Here is a 16,850-nt window from a genome sequence, read left to right as displayed (position 1 = left end):
AATTATAACAGTAGTATTGACTTGTTTTTTTATAATAAATTTGGTAACCTTGCATTAACGAAATAAAAAAAATTGTTGACGTGAATTAATAGGATTAACTAGCTTTCAGAAACCAAGTGGGTGCTGTGAACTTGGAGCTAGAAGATTACGAACTTCTCACTGAAATTTAACTGAAATAAGTAAGTTAAACGTTTTCCGCGTTATGGAATTTGAGAGTCTAGATGTTTTTCATCTAGGAATTTAGGTGGTACCGCGGAAATTCGTCCTATGGAATGATTGTAATTCTATGGGATTTTTTTATTGGCATAAATAAGGAGTGAAGATTATGGCTTATGATCACGCAAAAGTTGAGAAAAAATGGCAACACTATTGGGAAGAAAATAAAACTTTCCGTACTAGTGATAAAACGGAAAAAGAAAAATATTATGTACTAGATATGTTCCCTTATCCATCAGGTCAAGGACTTCACGTTGGACATCCTGAAGGTTATACTGCCACTGATATTATGGCTCGTTTTGAACGGATGCAAGGTAAAAACGTCCTTCATCCAATTGGTTGGGATGCTTTTGGACTTCCAGCTGAACAATATGCAATGAAAACTGGACATAACCCACGTGAATTTACTAACCAAAATATTGATAATTTCCGTCGTCAAATTAAATCACTTGGATTTTCTTATGATTGGGATCGCGAAGTTAACACAACAGACCCTAAATACTACAAGTGGACCCAATGGATTTTTGAAAAGCTTTACGAAAAAGGTCTAGCTTACGAAGACGAAATTGAAGTTAACTGGGCACCTGATTTGATGGGTGGAACAGTTGTGGCTAATGAAGAAGTGGTAAACGGAAAAACTGAACGTGGTGGTTTTCCAGTTTACCGAAAACCAATGAAACAATGGGTACTTCGGATTACGGCCTATGCTGATCGTTTACTTGATGATCTTGATGACGTTGACTGGCCTGAAAGTGTCAAACAAATGCAACGGAACTGGATTGGTCGTTCCGTTGGGGCTAGCATTAACTTTAACATTGATGAACATCCTGATGAATCAATTGAAGTTTTTTCAACACGTGCCGATACCTTATTTGGAGCAACTTACATAGTTTTAGCTCCAGAAAGTGACATCGTTGATAAAATTGTTACACCAGAACAAAAAGCAGCAATTGACGAATACCGTCAAAAAATTGCTTCAAAATCAGATCTTGAAAGAACTGATTTAAATAAGGATAAATCTGGTGTGTTTACGGGAGCATATGCCATTAACCCCGTTAATGGAGCTAAACTTCCAATCTGGATTGGTGACTACGTACTTTCATCATATGGAACCGGTGCAATCATGGCAGTTCCCGCTCATGATGATCGTGATTATGAATTTGCCAAGAAATTTAAGCTTCCCATTATTCCAGTTATTGAAGGCGGGGATATTGAAAAAGAACCTTATACCGGTGATGGCGTTCACATTAATTCTGGTTTCCTTGATGGATTAGGTAAAAAAGACGCCATTAATACAATGATTGAATGGCTTCAAACACATCACGCTGGAGATAAAAAAGTTAACTACAAGCTTCGGGATTGGATTTTTTCCCGTCAACGGTACTGGGGTGAACCAATTCCAGTGATTAACTGGGACGATGGGACTAAATCATTAGTTCCTGAAGATGAACTTCCTTTGCGTCTACCAAAGACTGATGATATTAAATCATCCGGAACTGGTGAAAGTCCTTTAGCTAATTTGAAAGATTGGGTTAATGTAACTGATAAAAATGGACGTCATGGAAAACGTGAAACTAATACCATGCCACAATGGGCAGGTAGTTCATGGTACTACTTAAGATATATTGATCCAAAAAACGATAAGATGTTAGCTGATCCTAAAAAACTTGATTACTGGCTTCCAATCGATCTTTATGTTGGTGGTGCAGAACATGCAGTTCTTCACTTACTATATGCTCGTTTCTGGCACAAGTTCCTTTATGATTTAGGCGTAGTTCCAACGAAAGAACCCTTCCAAAGATTAGTTAACCAAGGAATGATTTTGGGAACTAACCATGAAAAGATGTCTAAATCAAAAGGTAATGTAGTTAACCCTGATGATATTGTTAACGAATATGGAGCGGATACTCTTCGGCTTTACGAAATGTTCATGGGACCTTTAACGGAATCAAAACCTTGGAGTACAGAAGGAATTGTCGGCGCTAACCGTTGGATTAAACGTGTTTGGAGAATGTACCTTAACGACGATAATTCAACGAGTGATATGCTGATTGCTGATAACGATGGTAAATTAGACAAAGTTTACAATCAGACAGTGAAAAAAGTTACTGATGATATTGAAAAGATGCGGTTTAACACAGCAATTTCACAAATGATGGTTTTTGTAAATGAAGTTTATAAAAATAAAACTTTACCAAAACGTTATGCAGAAGGCTTTATTAAACTTCTATCACCAATTACACCACATATGGCTGAAGAAATTTGGCAACAATTGGGACATAAAGATACAATTGCATACGCTGAATGGCCAACTTATGATGAAAGTAAGTTAAAGGATGACCAAGCAGAACTTGTTGTTCAGATTAACGGAAAAGTTCGTGCTCATATTACCGTAGCAGTGGGTACTTCAAAAGATGATATAGAAAAAATTGCTCTCGCCGACGATAATATTAAAAATAACTTACAAAATAAGACTGTCAGAAAAGTAATTGTAATTCCTAACAAAATTGTTAACATAGTTGCTAATTAGTTCTATTAAAAAATAATTACAAATATAATCATTGCGTGAAAGTAGGGTATTTTTTTGAATAATGGTTTTGAAGAAGATGTAATTCAAGAAGAATTACAAGATACTGAGTCTGAACGTGCCAAAGGTCAAATGTTAAAGGGTTCTGCCTGGATGACTGTTGGAAGTATTTTGTCAAGAATTCTTGGTGCTTTATATATTATCCCTTGGCGTTTGATTTTAGGAGCATCTTTGTTCCCGTTAGCCAACTCACTTTATACTCAAGGGTACAATATTTATAGTTTTGCTTTGATTGTTGCGGTAGCAGGGATTCCTTCTGCTATTTCTAAACAAGTCGCCCATTATAATGCTTTGAATGAATATGGGGTTGGAGTTCAAATCTATAAAAAGGGTTTGAGTTTGGCAATTTTAATGGGGATTATCAGTGCACTAATTTTATGGGTTGCTGCCCCAATCTTAACCAATGGTGATAAAAACGTAATTCCAGTTATTCATTCATTAGCCTGGGCTGTTTTAGTAATTCCAACAATGAGTTTAACTCGAGGATTTTTCCAGGGTTATAATAACATGGCTCCTTCAGCAATTTCGCAATTTGTTGAACAACTTGCTCGAGTTATTTATATGTTATTATCAGCTTTCTTAGTCCTAAAGGTCATGCATGGTAGTTGGGTTACAGCGGTTTCCCAATCTACTTTTGCGGCATGTATTGGTGCAATTTTTGGATTTTTAGTTTTAGTTTGGTTTTACTGGAAGAATCGAAATTATTATCAAGGATTGATTAAAAATAGTAATAATAAGTTATCGGTCCCAACCAACCAACTTTATTGTGAAATTATTAGTCAAGCTACGCCTTTTATTATTTTAGGAGCTGGGGTAACGATTTTCTCTTTAATCGATCAATTTACTTTTTTCCATATTATGCGTTTTGCCACTAATTTTTCTGAAGAAGCATTACAGATTAATTATGCAATTTTTGCTGGAAATGCTAATAAACTAACTATGATTGTTGTTTCATTAGCATCTTCAATTGGGATTACGGTTGTTCCATTGCTCTCAGAAGCATTTACTAAGAAAAATAAAAAGGCTTTAAAAGATTCGTTTTCTAATGCATTGGTGCTCTTTGAATTCGTTATGATTCCAGCTTCTTTGGGAATGGCTGCTATTGCGGGTCCTTTAAATCGAACTTTTTATGGAACAGCCAATATGGATTTTAGTAGCAATGTTTTAGCTTTTTCATCAATTGAATCAATTCCAATTGGATTGTTCGTAGTAGTTGCAGCAATTATGCAAGGTGTATCACAAAATAAAAAAGCCGTTAAACTATTTGCTTATGGAACGCTAGCTAAGTTTGTTACCCAATATCCTTTAGTTTATTTGTTTGGAGCATTTGGTACATTAATGTCAACAATGATTGGGTTCTTTTTAGCAACTTGGTTGATGATAAGAGCATTGAAACATGAATTTGGAATTGAAAAGAATATGCTTCAATATGAAAGTATTCAAATTATTTTCTATTCTATAGTTATGTATTTTGTTGCGTTAGTTTCAGTTTATGGATTAAACTGGTTCTTCAGTTTGTTTACGACTCCATTTAGTTCAATTATTAGTTTAATTGTAACTGGTTTAGCATCAATATTTGGAGCAATTGTTTATGCTTACTTCATGTTAAAAACTGGATTAGCTGAACAAGTTTTAGGTAAACGAGTTGGTAGATTAAAAGCTAAATTTAACATTAAATAAAAATAAGACTTTCCAATTATTTGGAAGGTCTTATTTTTATGCTTCATTTTTTTTCATAAATTGAGGTAGAGCTTCGGAAATTTGATGGGGTAAAACAACATATTGCTTTTTTGCCAATTCATCAGCAATTGCACTATGAGTGTAGACGGCAGCTAAGACAGCATTTTCTGTATTTTCGAATTGAGCTACAAATCCACCAATTATCCCTGCTAAGGTATCTCCCATGCCACCAGTTGCTTGTGCGGGTGTACCAACTGTATTAACAAATGATCCAGTTGGAGTTAATACTTGGGTCCGATGTGATTTAACGACTACAATACTACCTTGCTGTTTAAATAGGTTATTGTATGCTGCAAGATTTGTATTTTCATTTTGATCTTTAATTTTTACACCTGATAATTTTTGCCATTCCATTTGATGAGGAGTGAAAATTAGCTTAGTTTTAGGCAAAGATAAATTGTTAGATGCAATTAAGTCAATGGCAGATCCATCAACAACTAAAATTTGAGTAGGAGAAACACTCGCGAAAACCGTTTTAAGTAAACTCAAACTTTTTTCATCAGTGCCTAGTCCAGATCCAATGTTAATAACGTCCATATTTGCAATTAAAGCTTTAACAGCTGGTTCGTCATGATAATCAAGGTACATAGCTTCAGGAACCCAATTATGAAGACTACTTTGGTTAGAAGAATCAGTTATGGTAGTTGTTAAACCAACCCCGGCATAAACAGCGCCGAGCGAACTCATAATAATGGCTCCACCAAAATTTTGATTTCCGCCAATTAAAGCAATTTTTCCATAAGTTCCTTTAAAACTTTGAGTTGGCCTAATTCGAATTGTATCTTGCAAGATTTTTTTTGTGATTGGTTTCATTTCATTCACCTCGAAGTTATTATAGCATTGTAAAATTTGTGATTGTGCTAAAATCACTTATGTAGATTAAAAAAGGAGAACTTAAAATGATTGATTGGAAAAAAGAAGCAGAAAAATATAAAGAAGCTTATCTCGCTGATTTAAAGGAATTAGTGGCCATTGATAGTTCGCGTGATCTAGAACATGCGACCGATGAATTTCCTTTAGGACCCGGTCCAGCTAAGGCTTTAGAAAAATTTCTTGAATTTGGAAATCGCGATGGGTTCACTACTCATAACATTGAAAATATCGTTGGTTACATCGAATATGGTAATGGAAAAGAATATTTTGCCGTATTAGGCCATGCAGATACGGTTCCGGCTGGAAAAGGTTGGGATACTAATCCATTTGAATTAATGTTAAAGGATGGCAAAGCAATTGGCCGGGGAACTTCTGATGATAAAGGTCCTGCATTAGCTGCTTATTATGGACTTAAAATGTTAAAAGACCATGGAATTATGCCTAATTTGAAAGTTCGCTTAATTATTGGAACTGATGAAGAAACAAATTGGACGGGCATGAAACGGTACTTTGAGGTTGAGCCAGATCCTAAAATTGGTTTTTCACCAGATGCAGAATTTCCGTTGATTAACGGTGAAAAAGGGAATGTGACCTTTGAAACTAAATTTGCTGGTGATACGAAAGATGGAGAAAATACTTTAGTTTCATTTAAAGCCGGCTTGAAAGAAAACATGGTTCCTCGTGAGGCCGAAGTCGAAATTAAAACGGATACTGCTGATTTAATTTCAACTAAATTTGAAGAATATCTACTTAATGTTCCCGTTACGGGAACGTATGAAGTGACCCCCACAGGAATTAAATTAGAAATGATTGGAAAAGCTGCTCATGGGATGGAACCTAAGAACGGAATTAATGCCGGAACATATATGGCAACATTCTTGAAAGAATTCACTTTTGATAAGGCGGGACAAAATTTTGTTGGCTTTATTGCTGATAAATTGCATGATGATTCACGGGCAACTAAATTAGGTCTTCAATTTACTGATGATATCATGGGCGATCTCACGATGAACGTTGGAATTATAAATTACAGCCAAAGTCAAGGTGGATTGATTAATACTAATTTTAGATTTCCGAAAGGAATTACACCTGCTAAAATTGAACAACAATTAAAAGATAATTCAGCTTATTATCGCGGTCAAGTTGAAATGAATCCGGATTATATGGAACCTCATTTTGTTGACCCTAAAGATCCAATTGTAACGACTTTAATGGATATTTATAAAGAGCAAACTGGACAAACAGTTGCCGAACCAGAAGTAGTTGGTGGGGGAACTTATGGACGTTTGATGAAACGAGGAGTTGCTTTTGGCGCCCTTTTCCCTGGTGCAGAAGATACAATGCATCAAGCTAATGAATTTCAGAATGTTAACGATTTACTTATGGCAATGTCAATTTATGGTCAATCTTTATATGAATTAACTAAATAATTTCGTTGACAAGTTAAAATGTTCGTTATATAGTGATTAACAAGATTAATAGAATTTTAGCTGAAGAGTTGAGTACAAATTAATAGGTCTCAGAGAATTTCCGGTTGGTGTGAAGGAATGACTGATGTAATTTGGAATATGGACTTGGAGCAATTGTTGATGAATACTTAATCAACAACGGGATAGTATCCGTTATCAATACCAACTTTATTAAGTTGTTGAGGTTGTTTCAGCGATGAAACAACAAACTAAGGTGGTATCACGAAAGCATTCGTCCTTTATTAGGGCGGATGCTTTTTGTGTTTCTAAAAAGGAGAAGGAAAATGAAGAAGAAAAGTTGGATTTGGATTGGAATTGTAGTTTTAATTATTGGAATTGGTTATTTTAGTTTCGGAAATCATAGTAAAAATGTTAGTAAAGATACCATTACTGTTGGATTAATATCAGGATCAAAACCAGATCAACAAATTTGGGATACGGTTGCTAAAACAGCCAAAGATAAATATGGATTAACAATTAAGTACAAGTATTTTTCTGATTATAGTCAACCCAATGCTGCTTTAACTAGTAAGAGTATTGATGTAAATGCTTTTCAAAATTATCCATTCATGGATATTTGGAACAAGGCTCATGACTCTCATATTGTGGCAGTTGGTGATACAATCATCGAACCAATGAGAATCTACTCATACAAAGTTAACAACGTTAAAAATCTTCCAGAAGGTGCTACTATTGCTGTTCCAAATGATTCTAATAATGAATCACGAGCCCTTCATGTTATTCAAAGCGCTGGCTTAATTAAATTAAATAATGACAAGCTTGCTAATTTGAAATCAATTACGAATAACCCAGAAAACATTAAAATAAAAGAAGTTGATGCAAGTCAAACAACACGATCACTAAATGACATTGATGCAGCGGTTGTGAACGGTAACTTTGCTCAATCAGCCAATTTAAACATTAAAAAGGCAATTTATACAGAACAATTTAACAAAAATTCACATAAATGGATTAACTTTATTGCTGCAAATAAAGCTGACAAAAATGATCCTAGAATTAAAAAATTAGTTAAGGCATATCAAACTAAAGCAACGGCTAAAGAAATAAAAAAAGTATCTGGTATTAACCAATTACCAGCTTGGAATTTAAATTTAAAATAAATTAGGTGAACAGAATGAAAAAAGAAGAGAAAATTAAAATTTTACAAGATTTAGTGAAAATTAATTCAGTTAATGGTAATGAAAGAGAAATTTCAGATTACCTTTCTAATTTACTAAATAAGTATGGAATTAAACATGAAATCTTCCCCTTTGTTGATGATGAAAATCGTTCAAATTTAATTGTCGAAATTGGAGAAGGAAGAACAGATCAGGTTTTTGGACTAACAGGACATCAAGATACGGTTGCGGTGACAGATGAGTCAGCTTGGAAATATTCGGCATTTTCTGGCACAATTGAAGGCGACTTTTTATATGGTCGTGGGGCTGCTGACATGAAAAGTGGTTTAGCAGCAGAAGTGATTGCGCTAATTGAATTAGTTGAAAAACAACAAATTCCATCCGGAAAAGTTAGATTAATTATTACAGCAGGAGAAGAATTTGGTGCACCAGGAGCTTACAAGATTAATCCTAAATTAATTGAAGATTTGGATGCTTTGATTGTGGGTGAAGCTACAAATGGAAACGTTAAGTATGCTCATTCGGGTAGCTTTAATTATCGGATAAACAGCATTGGAAAATCCGTGCATAGTTCGGTGCCTAACCAAGGTATTAATGCAATTGAAGGACTTGTAGCATACATTAATGATGAAGGACGCGTTTTTAGCGATTTACCAGTTGATGAAATTTTAGGTAATGTTCAACATAGTATTACTGTAATTGAGGGTGGAAAACAAATTAATACAATTCCCGGACATGCATATTTGTTAGGTAATGTTCGACCTACGCCAACATTTAATAACAAACAAGTTCGTTCTTTAATTGAAAAAACAATTACTAAAATTAATCAGGAAACCGATTACCAATTAAAATTTGAATTATTACATGATTTTTATCCAATTCGTACATTAACTAATAACTCTTTGGTTGAAAATGCATATCAAGCTTCAAAAGAGTTCTATCCTGATCGTGATATTAAGCTCTTTACAGATAATGGTGCAACTGATGCTAGTGTCTTTGTTCAAATTAAACCGGATTTACCAGTTATTATTTTAGGTCCAGATTCAAACGGTTCTGCTCATCAAATTAATGAGCATACGTCACTTAGTAGCTATTTAGCAACAATTGATATCTATCAAAAAATTATTAATGAATTTTTTGCAAACTAAAAAGGAGCTCGTTAAAGCGAGCTCCTTTTTTAACGGATTTCTTTTAATTTTTCATCAATTTTGTCTAGTACAATTTGCGTATTTTCGGGATTTACTAAATCATATTTTTGTAAATCAATTTTCATCTTAGGGCTTAAATTAAAATCATCATACCATTTTTGATAAGCTGTCCACATTTTGTGATAGTAATTTTCCAGTTCTGGGTTATTATCGAATTGCTCATAATCTCGTCCACGTTTCTTAATACGGGATAAAATTGTGTCAAAATCTGCATATGCATATACCAATAAGTCTGGCTTCTTTTTGGGAAGTTGTTTTAATTCATCCATCATGTTATCCAATAATTTAAGATAAACTTCTAATTCAACGTCGGAAATATTTCCTTCTTTATTATTTTCTTTAGTAAATAAGGCATCTTCGTAAATCGATCGATCAAGAATGTTATTATCATCTTTCAATGCTTTTTTAATCATTGAGAAGCGTTTATTTAAAAAATAGATTTGTAGTAAAAAACCGTATTGTTTCGGATCTTTGTAATAAAGCGGTAAAACCGGATTATCCCCAACTGGTTCATAAAATGCCTTGGTACCAAGGTGATTCGAAATTTTTTCAGTTAATGTAGTTTTTCCTACCCCAATCATTCCTGCAGTAATTATCACCATACAAAACTCCTTTTTTATTTAGATATATTTAGTATATCATCATTCAAAAATAGTTAGAAAGAATTCTCAAAATCTATTTAGGATATGGTATTCTAGTAATAATAAAGTGTAGGTGGTTTTTTTGAAAAAATTTTGGTATTTATTCTGGTTTTTCCTATTTTTAGTAGTTTTATGGTCTGGATATGTTTTTTTAGAACATTCTACATCACAAAATGCAAAATTGATGTTGTTTTTTATTGGATGTGTAATTTTAGCTAGACTTGTGATTACTCCAATTGTAACTATTATTATTCGGCATCATGATTATTTAAAGGAACAAACAGAGCAAGAAAGGAAAAATGATGAAAAATCGAATTAGCAACCTGACATATTTCAAAAGAACGCTAATAATGTTAGGGTTAATTTTTGTTGTTATATTTGTGCAAACACCGATTCAAATTTTATCAATTATTCATCATCCTTCAATTATTTCGTTAGTGGTTGGTGGGGTGATTTATTTAGTATTTTTTGGATTTGCAATCTGGGGTGCACTGATAGCTTATAAAAGCGTTTATAAGCAAACAAATCATGGTTTAAACTTAAAAGACTGGTTGTTAATTGCAAAAGCATACGTATTATTTTTTGTTATTGAAATTGTTTTATCATTTCTCAACCAGTTAGTTTATGCACAAAAAACTACAGAAAATAATAAAAATATCATGGCAATACTTCATGCTAATCCAGTAATTTTAATTTTAATGTGTTTTACTATGACTTTTTTCTCCCCAATATTAGAAGAATTAGTTTTTCGTGGGTATTTAATTAAAGGATTTTTTCCAAATTTTAAGCCATTGATTCCAATGCTTATTAGTGGATTTCTATTTTCTCTTTGCCATGATAACAGCAATCCAATAAGTTTCTTGATTTATATGTCTTTAGGAATGATTCTTTCGTATGTTTATTTAAAACAGGATAAAATTGAAGTTTCAATTGGGCTTCACTTTTTGAACAATTTAATTGCAACTACGTTAATGCTAATTGGGATGTTGATAGGATAGGGAAAATAAATGAATATTTCAGAATTTAATTATTATAATAATTTGAAAAATCGTTTAGCAAAAGTTCATGATGAGATTAACTTGGAAAAGAAAAATTATTTAAAGACTATGACTAATTTGAATCAATGACTTAAAGTCATCTGGAAGTGAATGTGATGTAATTCTTGAAATAGACTTTTTTGCTACTTATGATGATTTTGAAGATGACTTTGTCGGAGCAGATTTTGTTCAAGAAATAGTTAAAAAACATTTAGAAGCACATGAGGCAATGACGATGATTATCACGGAAGATATTTATCCAAATGAATATGATATTACAATTATGCCAAAAGAAGGAGAATAACAATGGTAGATAGAAGAGATTACAAATACCCTGATACACAAGCCTATGATGCTGTAATTAAGTCTTTAAATGATAATGATGTAACTGTTAGAGATATTTCAAAGGTTGTTTATAACTTACAAAAGAAGTATATAAAGATTCCAAGTATGGAATATGTTGATAAAATTGTGATTGATGTTTTACACAAACGAGAAGTTTTAAATAATGCGTTAGTTGGGTTAGAAATTGATCGATTAGCATCAGAACATAAACTAGATGAGCCACTTCAAAGCATTGTTGAACATGATTTAGGAGTTTTTGGTGTTGACGAAACTTTAGCATTAGGAATTGCTAATATTTATGGAACCATTGGAATTACAAATTATTGTGGATTAGATACTAATAAACAAGGAATTGTTAAAATTCTTGATCAAAGAACTGATCGAGTTACAACTTTTATTGATGATATTGTTGGTTCAGTTGCAGGGGCGGCATCTGCTAAAATTGCACACGAAAATTCATAATATGTTAAAAAGAGCTCATCTTATACAGATGAGCTCTTTCATTTTATTTTTATTTTGCAGATTTAACTGCTTTTACACATTTTGGTCCAAATTCAAACTCATCGTCAAGTAATTCTGATTTACCAACATTCTTACGAACAACTTTTAATCAGTTAGATTCATTGTCACCGAGACCAGTCTGACTAACAAAAACCACCTCCACTAAATCACAATTTGATAGGGAATAGCCTTATCAAATTCTTGAAGGGTGTATGTTTCGTATGCTTTAGTTTATATCAGAACGATATAAACCGACAACTTTACCTAAAATTGTACAACTTTTTAAAATAATTGGAGCCATTGTATCATTTTCTGGTTGAAGCCTGAAGTGATCACTTTCTTTAAAGAAACGTTTACAAGTAGCTTCTCCTTCATCATTCATTGCAATCACAATTTCACCATTTTCAGCATTGTGCTGGCGACGAACAATTACTTGATCTCCATCTAAAATTCCAATGTTAATCATACTTGTACCGCTGATAGTTAACATAAAAAGAGAATCTGCATTTTGCGCTAGACTATCTGGAATTGGAAAGTAATCGGTTGCTTCTTGAACTGCGAGAATTGGTTCTCCTGCAGCTACAACTCCCAACAAAGGAATTTCTTTATTACGTGTTTCAGGGGATAATCCCAAAAAATTGATTCCTGCAGGGGTAACTTCTAAAGCTCTAGGTTTAGTTGGGTCTTTACTAATAAACCCCTTTTTTTCTAACCTTGATAAATGTCCATGAACCGTTGAAGTTGAAGAAAGTCCGACTTCTTTACATATTTCTCTAACCGTTGGTGGATAACCGTGTTCCCGCACGTTATCATAAATGAAACGTAGGATATCCATTTGTTTTGTATTTGCGTTGTTTGACATTGGTCCACCTCGAAAAAATGATTATTGCTAGTATGATAAGATTAACATATTTAACTCAGTTTGCAAACACTAGTTCGTATTTGAAAACTTTGTTTCTTAAAAATTTCATGCTATTATAGAAGTAATTAAAATAAGGAGTTGTAGATATGGCAGAAGATCCGGAACTTAAAAAAATTATTCCAAGAATTAATGAATTAGCTCATAAGGCAAAATTGCAAGACTTAACTGATAAAGAAAAAGAAGAACGAGATCAGTTACGTAAACATTACCTCAAGCGCTTTAAATCTAATTTTAAAAGTCAAATTGAAATGACACAAATTTATGATAAAGATGGAAAAGAAGTAACGCCTGAGGAAGTAAAAGAAATTCAACGTAAAAAAAATCTTAGAGATAATTAAATAAAGGAGAGTTAATTATGGCAACTTGGATGTGGATCATATTAGTTTTAGTAGCACTTGCTGCTGGTTTGGTACTTGGTTTTTTTGGTGCTCGTAAGTACATGGAAAAATATTTGAAGGAAAACCCACCAATTAATGAAGAACAATTAAAGGGTATGATGCTTCAAATGGGACAAAAACCTTCCAAAAAGAAATTGAACCAAATGATGAATTCTATGAAACGTAATGCAAAATAAAAAAACACCACTTTTTAGTGGTGTTTTTTTGATTCATCAACATATACGTAATTTGGATTAATTTCAGCATCTAAATTTTTGAACGCATCACTCATTTGCTTTTCCACAATTGCTTGATTTTTATCATCTAATTTAAGATTTTTATCTACAAAAATTGGGGTACCGAAGTTAATATGAGCTTTATTACGACAAAAAAATTCTTTTAAAGTCAATGGTCCTTGATAAACGACCGGCAAAAGTGGGACACCAGACATTTTAGCAATCATTGCCGCACCACCTTTTAGTTTTGTCGAGTGTCGCGTTCCTGATGGAAAAATCATTACTGACAAATCTGTTTTACGAAGAACTTTGATTGGCCGTTTGATTACCGAAATTCCTGGGTTATTACGATCAACTGGTTCAACGTTTAATTTAGTAAGAAACCATCCCATAAATGGATTTTTAAATAATTCTTTCTTTGCAATGAAATAAAATTGCTTAGGCAGTAAAATTTCTGCGAAGTAAATCATGTCAAACCAGGTCCGATGTGGGGCAACTAGAATATAATTTCCCTTTGGAATACGATTCTGATTCATTACGTTGACTTTTCCATTGGCAATTCTAATTAATCCTTTAGCAATTGAAAAGATAAATGAATAAAACAATCTTCTCATCCTCCTTTTTGAGTTGTACAATTGATATTATAGCATTATAACGAATGATTAAAGGGTGAATTACGATGGATCAAACAATTGAATTAAAACAGGGTGAACGAATTGATCAGCTTTACAGTAGTGATATTAAAATAATTCAAAATGCTGAAGTTTTTTCCTTTTCATTGGATGCAGTGATGCTAGCTGATTTTGCACAGGTTAAACAAAGTTACAAAACTAAAATTGTTGATCTTTGTGCTGGAAATGGTGCTGTGGGTTTATTTATCAGTAAAAAAACTCACGGAAAAATTGCCGAAGTTGAAATTCAACCAAAATTAAGTGACATGGCTAAACGAAGTGTAACCTTAAATAATTTGGAAAAACATATTTCGGTTTACAATATTGATTTAAAAAATAGTTTAGACTATTTTAAAAAGGAATCAATCGACCATGTAACAGTGAATCCGCCTTATTTTGCAAATGAAAAAGAAAGCAGCAAAAATCCTAATCCGTACTTGGCAATTGCCCGCCATGAAATCAAAACTAATTTAGAGATTGTAATTAAAACTTCTAGTGACCTGCTTAAAAACAATGGCAAAATGTATATGGTACATCGACCTGACCGTTTATTAGATATTTTGAATGAAATGCAAAAATATCGGTTAGCACCTAAAGAAATTCAATTTGTTTATCCTAAGGTTGGTCGTGATGCTAATATGATTTTGATTTCTGGAATTAAAGATGGAAAATTAAATGGTTTAAAAATAAAACCACCAATCGTAGTTTACGATGAGAACGATAATTATACAGAACCTGTGAGAAAAATGTTATATGGAAAATAAAAAATATTATCTCTATGTATTAGTTTGTGGTGATGGTTCCTTTTATGGAGGATTCACGGATAACGTTGCACACAGACTTCACCAACACCAGATTGGTAAGGGCGCTAAATATACTAAGAGCCATAAACCTGTTCGCTTATTATATTCAGAAGACTTTGAAAGTAAGAGTTTAGCTTTAAAAGCAGAGTATGCCTTTAAGCATCAATCTCGTCATGCTAAAGAAAGATATTTGATGGAACATGGAGTTGATCCGATTTTGTGGGTTAATTAATTTTAAATATTATTTGAACTTCTGCTTAATATTTTGTATAATAGATTTCGGTATTAATTTACCAATACGCATCTAGAAGGTTTTGCATAGTAGTGCTCTTTGAGTTCCATGCATAATTCTAGAGAGGAAAAACTAATTTTTATGGAGGCTTATTATGGCTGTTGTATCAATGAAACAATTATTAGAAGCTGGTGTACATTTTGGTCACCAAACTCGTCGTTGGAATCCTAAGATGGCTAAATACATCTTTACTGAACGTAATGGTATTTACATTATCGATTTACAAAAGACGGTTAAGTTATTAGGTTCAGCTTACAACTTTATGAAGAGTGAAGCTGCTGACGATGCTGTAGTTCTTTTTGTAGGAACTAAGAAACAAGCACAAGATGCAATTGAAGAAGAAGCAAAACGTTCTGGTCAATTCTACGTTAACCATCGTTGGTTAGGTGGTACTCTTACTAACTGGAACACCATCCAAAAACGGATCAAGTACTTAAAAGATCTTAAAAAGATGGCAACTGATGGTACTTTCGAAAGATTACCTAAAAAAGAAGTTGCTCTATTAACTAAGAAGACTGCTAAACTAGAAAGATTCTTAGGTGGTATCGAAGATATGCCTAAGATTCCTAACGTTATGTTTATTGTTGATCCTCATAAAGAAGAAATTGCTCTTAAAGAAGCTCAAAAATTAAACATTCCAGTTATCGCAATGGTTGATACTAATACTGATCCAGATGGTATTGATTACGTTATCCCATCAAATGATGATGCTATTCGTGCTATCAGATTAATCACTTCAACTATGGCTGATGCTGTTATCGAAGGCCGTCAAGGTGAAGATGATGTTAACGAAGAAACTTTCGTAGAAGAAACAACTGAAACAGAAGATAAATAATTAATTGTCAAGGCTGACTCTATTTAGACCTATTCGGCCTAGTAGGGTCAGTTTTTTAAATAAATAACTAAACTTAAGGGAGAACTTGGATTATGGCTAAAATTACTGCACAACAAGTTAAAGATTTACGTGAAAAAACAAGTGCCGGAATGATGGATGCTAAGAAAGCCTTAGTTGAAGCTGATGGTGATGAAAAGAAAGCAATGGAAATCCTTAGAGAAAAAGGTGTTGCTAAAGCTCAAAAGAAGAGTGGTAACACTGCTGCTAATGGATTAACGAAGGTTTCTGTTCACGATAACAAAGCTGCTATCGTTGAAATTAATTCAGAAACAGATTTCGTTGCTGCTAACGATGACTTCAAAAACTTAGTTGATGAAGTTGGCGATTTAATTGCTCTTGAACAACCTAAAGATGTTGAAGCTGCTCTTAAGTTACATTTAGGTGAAGATGGATCTGTTGAAGATACTATTATTCACACTAGCCAAATCACTGGTGAAAAGGTTTCTCTTCGTCGTTTTGCAGTTATGAACAAAAATGATGGAGAAAGCTTTGGCGCATACTTACACAATGGTGGAGAAATTGGTGTTTTAGTTAAGATTTCTGGTGCAGACAAAGACGTTGCTAAAGATGTTGCAATGCACATTGCTGCTACTAACCCTGAATTCTTATCAAAAGATGATATTTCAGCTGAACGTTTACAACATGAAAAAGATATTCTTACTAAAGAAGCTCTTGCTGAAGGTAAACCAGCTAATATCGTAGAAAAGATGGTTACTGGTCGGGTACACAAATTCCTTGCTGAAATTTGTTTAGTTGATCAACCATTTGTTAAAGATCCTGATCAAACTGTAGGCCAATACGTTGATTCTAAAGGTGGAAAAGTTGAAGCCTTTGTAAGATATCAAGTTGGTGAAGGTATTGATGAAGCAACAGAAGCTAAAGATTAATTCTGATTGTT

General features: G+C 33.3%; 18 protein-coding genes and 2 other annotated features. Of the genes, 14 read left to right on the top strand and 4 right to left on the bottom strand.

What is annotated here, in order from left to right; genetic code table 11:
• Positions 1-66: 66 nt before the first annotated feature.
• Positions 67-271: a binding site (T-box leader), on the top strand.
• Positions 272-325: 54 nt separating this feature from the next.
• Together leuS and PY770_RS04360 are read left to right on the top strand one after the other, a co-directional pair.
• Complete coding sequence (leuS, locus tag PY770_RS04365; RefSeq protein WP_103450927.1) at positions 326-2,746, top strand: leucine--tRNA ligase; 2,421 nt, start codon at positions 326-328, stop codon at positions 2,744-2,746.
• A 54-nt stretch (positions 2,747-2,800) separates the two neighbouring features.
• A complete protein-coding gene (locus PY770_RS04360; protein WP_191996357.1) occupies positions 2,801-4,483 on the top strand; it encodes a putative polysaccharide biosynthesis protein in 1,683 nt (560 codons plus the stop codon).
• Between the two features lie 36 nt (positions 4,484-4,519).
• Here PY770_RS04360 and PY770_RS04355 read toward each other — a convergent pair whose 3' ends face one another.
• On the bottom strand, positions 4,520-5,356 hold the full coding sequence (locus PY770_RS04355) for an NAD(P)H-hydrate dehydratase (protein ID WP_041817820.1): 837 nt from the start codon (positions 5,354-5,356) through the stop codon (positions 4,520-4,522).
• 86 nt (positions 5,357-5,442) lie between these two features.
• Here PY770_RS04355 and pepV point away from each other — a divergent pair, with 86 nt between their 5' ends.
• The 3 genes from pepV (at position 5,443) to PY770_RS04340 (ending at position 9,172) form a co-directional block, all read left to right on the top strand.
• A complete protein-coding gene (pepV, locus tag PY770_RS04350) occupies positions 5,443-6,846 on the top strand; it encodes a dipeptidase PepV (RefSeq protein ID WP_163601105.1) in 1,404 nt (467 codons plus the stop codon).
• A 53-nt stretch (positions 6,847-6,899) separates the two neighbouring features.
• Positions 6,900-7,128, top strand: a binding site (T-box leader).
• Between the two features lie 41 nt (positions 7,129-7,169).
• Complete coding sequence (locus PY770_RS04345; RefSeq protein WP_163601104.1) at positions 7,170-8,006, top strand: MetQ/NlpA family ABC transporter substrate-binding protein; 837 nt, start codon at positions 7,170-7,172, stop codon at positions 8,004-8,006.
• 14 nt (positions 8,007-8,020) lie between these two features.
• Positions 8,021-9,172 carry an ArgE/DapE family deacylase gene (locus PY770_RS04340; protein ID WP_103428496.1) on the top strand — a complete coding sequence of 384 codons (1,152 nt, stop codon included), beginning with the start codon at positions 8,021-8,023 and terminating at the stop codon, positions 9,170-9,172.
• Positions 9,173-9,201: 29 nt separating this feature from the next.
• Here PY770_RS04340 and PY770_RS04335 read toward each other — a convergent pair whose 3' ends face one another.
• Positions 9,202-9,834, bottom strand: coding sequence for a deoxynucleoside kinase (locus tag PY770_RS04335; RefSeq protein WP_014082107.1), 633 nt, complete (start codon positions 9,832-9,834; stop codon positions 9,202-9,204).
• A gap of 121 nt (positions 9,835-9,955) precedes the next feature.
• On the opposite strand from PY770_RS04335, the gene PY770_RS04330 reads away from it, so the two are divergent.
• The 3 genes from PY770_RS04330 (at position 9,956) to PY770_RS04320 (ending at position 11,717) form a co-directional block, all read left to right on the top strand.
• A complete protein-coding gene (locus PY770_RS04330; protein WP_275045814.1) occupies positions 9,956-10,192 on the top strand; it encodes a hypothetical protein in 237 nt (78 codons plus the stop codon).
• A gap of 31 nt (positions 10,193-10,223) precedes the next feature.
• Positions 10,224-10,871 carry a CPBP family intramembrane glutamic endopeptidase gene (locus PY770_RS04325; RefSeq protein WP_056957867.1) on the top strand — a complete coding sequence of 216 codons (648 nt, stop codon included), beginning with the start codon at positions 10,224-10,226 and terminating at the stop codon, positions 10,869-10,871.
• 345 nt (positions 10,872-11,216) lie between these two features.
• Positions 11,217-11,717 (top strand): phosphatidylglycerophosphatase A family protein, encoded by a 501-nt coding sequence (locus PY770_RS04320; RefSeq protein WP_014082103.1) that lies wholly within the window; start codon positions 11,217-11,219, stop codon positions 11,715-11,717.
• Positions 11,718-11,982: 265 nt separating this feature from the next.
• Here PY770_RS04320 and lexA read toward each other — a convergent pair whose 3' ends face one another.
• A complete protein-coding gene (gene lexA, locus PY770_RS04315; RefSeq protein WP_103428500.1) occupies positions 11,983-12,618 on the bottom strand; it encodes a transcriptional repressor LexA in 636 nt (211 codons plus the stop codon).
• Between the two features lie 146 nt (positions 12,619-12,764).
• On the opposite strand from lexA, the gene PY770_RS04310 reads away from it, so the two are divergent.
• Together PY770_RS04310 and PY770_RS04305 are read left to right on the top strand one after the other, a co-directional pair.
• On the top strand, positions 12,765-13,016 hold the full coding sequence (locus tag PY770_RS04310; protein ID WP_014082101.1) for a DUF896 domain-containing protein: 252 nt from the start codon (positions 12,765-12,767) through the stop codon (positions 13,014-13,016).
• Positions 13,017-13,033: 17 nt separating this feature from the next.
• Positions 13,034-13,252 (top strand): YneF family protein, encoded by a 219-nt coding sequence (locus PY770_RS04305; RefSeq protein ID WP_056957865.1) that lies wholly within the window; start codon positions 13,034-13,036, stop codon positions 13,250-13,252.
• Positions 13,253-13,266: 14 nt separating this feature from the next.
• Here the strand turns inward: PY770_RS04305 and PY770_RS04300 are convergent, their stop codons facing one another.
• The gene (locus PY770_RS04300) at positions 13,267-13,896 is read right to left on the bottom strand and encodes a lysophospholipid acyltransferase family protein (protein ID WP_275045813.1); all 630 of its coding nucleotides are present in this window, start codon (positions 13,894-13,896) and stop codon (positions 13,267-13,269) included.
• A 74-nt stretch (positions 13,897-13,970) separates the two neighbouring features.
• On the opposite strand from PY770_RS04300, the gene PY770_RS04295 reads away from it, so the two are divergent.
• The 4 genes from PY770_RS04295 (at position 13,971) to tsf (ending at position 16,839) form a co-directional block, all read left to right on the top strand.
• Complete coding sequence (locus PY770_RS04295; protein WP_014082098.1) at positions 13,971-14,726, top strand: tRNA1(Val) (adenine(37)-N6)-methyltransferase; 756 nt, start codon at positions 13,971-13,973, stop codon at positions 14,724-14,726.
• Positions 14,716-14,997: a GIY-YIG nuclease family protein gene (locus tag PY770_RS04290; RefSeq protein ID WP_014082097.1), complete on the top strand. Its 282-nt coding sequence runs from the start codon at positions 14,716-14,718 to the stop codon at positions 14,995-14,997. The genes PY770_RS04295 and PY770_RS04290 overlap by 11 nt, the downstream gene beginning before the upstream one ends.
• Positions 14,998-15,151: 154 nt before the next feature.
• Positions 15,152-15,892 carry a 30S ribosomal protein S2 gene (gene rpsB / locus PY770_RS04285; protein WP_014082096.1) on the top strand — a complete coding sequence of 247 codons (741 nt, stop codon included), beginning with the start codon at positions 15,152-15,154 and terminating at the stop codon, positions 15,890-15,892.
• Between the two features lie 89 nt (positions 15,893-15,981).
• A complete protein-coding gene (tsf, locus tag PY770_RS04280) occupies positions 15,982-16,839 on the top strand; it encodes a translation elongation factor Ts (RefSeq protein ID WP_180337692.1) in 858 nt (285 codons plus the stop codon).
• Positions 16,840-16,850 lie beyond the last annotated feature (11 nt).

Origin of the sequence: Fructilactobacillus sanfranciscensis (assembly GCF_029023685.1) — a bacterium.
GTDB classification, from domain to species: Bacteria; Bacillota; Bacilli; order Lactobacillales; family Lactobacillaceae; genus Fructilactobacillus; species Fructilactobacillus sanfranciscensis.
Note: the sequence above shows the minus strand (reverse complement) of the source record. Positions and strands in the feature narration are given on the sequence as shown.

Excerpts from the sequence above, each read along its gene's own strand:
- leuS (WP_103450927.1), top strand. The coding sequence starts at position 326 with ATGGCTTATGATCACGCAAAAGTTGAGAAAAAATGGCAACACTATTGG.
- PY770_RS04355 (WP_041817820.1), bottom strand. The coding sequence starts at position 5,356 with ATGAAACCAATCACAAAAAAAATCTTGCAAGATACAATTCGAATTAGG.
- pepV (WP_163601105.1), top strand. The coding sequence starts at position 5,443 with ATGATTGATTGGAAAAAAGAAGCAGAAAAATATAAAGAAGCTTATCTC.
- PY770_RS04345 (WP_163601104.1), top strand. The coding sequence starts at position 7,170 with ATGAAGAAGAAAAGTTGGATTTGGATTGGAATTGTAGTTTTAATTATT.
- PY770_RS04340 (WP_103428496.1), top strand. The coding sequence starts at position 8,021 with ATGAAAAAAGAAGAGAAAATTAAAATTTTACAAGATTTAGTGAAAATT.
- PY770_RS04335 (WP_014082107.1), bottom strand. The coding sequence starts at position 9,834 with ATGGTGATAATTACTGCAGGAATGATTGGGGTAGGAAAAACTACATTA.
- PY770_RS04325 (WP_056957867.1), top strand. The coding sequence starts at position 10,224 with ATGTTAGGGTTAATTTTTGTTGTTATATTTGTGCAAACACCGATTCAA.
- PY770_RS04320 (WP_014082103.1), top strand. The coding sequence starts at position 11,217 with ATGGTAGATAGAAGAGATTACAAATACCCTGATACACAAGCCTATGAT.
- lexA (WP_103428500.1), bottom strand. The coding sequence starts at position 12,618 with ATGTCAAACAACGCAAATACAAAACAAATGGATATCCTACGTTTCATT.
- PY770_RS04310 (WP_014082101.1), top strand. The coding sequence starts at position 12,765 with ATGGCAGAAGATCCGGAACTTAAAAAAATTATTCCAAGAATTAATGAA.
- PY770_RS04305 (WP_056957865.1), top strand. The coding sequence starts at position 13,034 with ATGGCAACTTGGATGTGGATCATATTAGTTTTAGTAGCACTTGCTGCT.
- PY770_RS04295 (WP_014082098.1), top strand. The coding sequence starts at position 13,971 with ATGGATCAAACAATTGAATTAAAACAGGGTGAACGAATTGATCAGCTT.
- PY770_RS04290 (WP_014082097.1), top strand. The coding sequence starts at position 14,716 with ATGGAAAATAAAAAATATTATCTCTATGTATTAGTTTGTGGTGATGGT.
- rpsB (WP_014082096.1), top strand. The coding sequence starts at position 15,152 with ATGGCTGTTGTATCAATGAAACAATTATTAGAAGCTGGTGTACATTTT.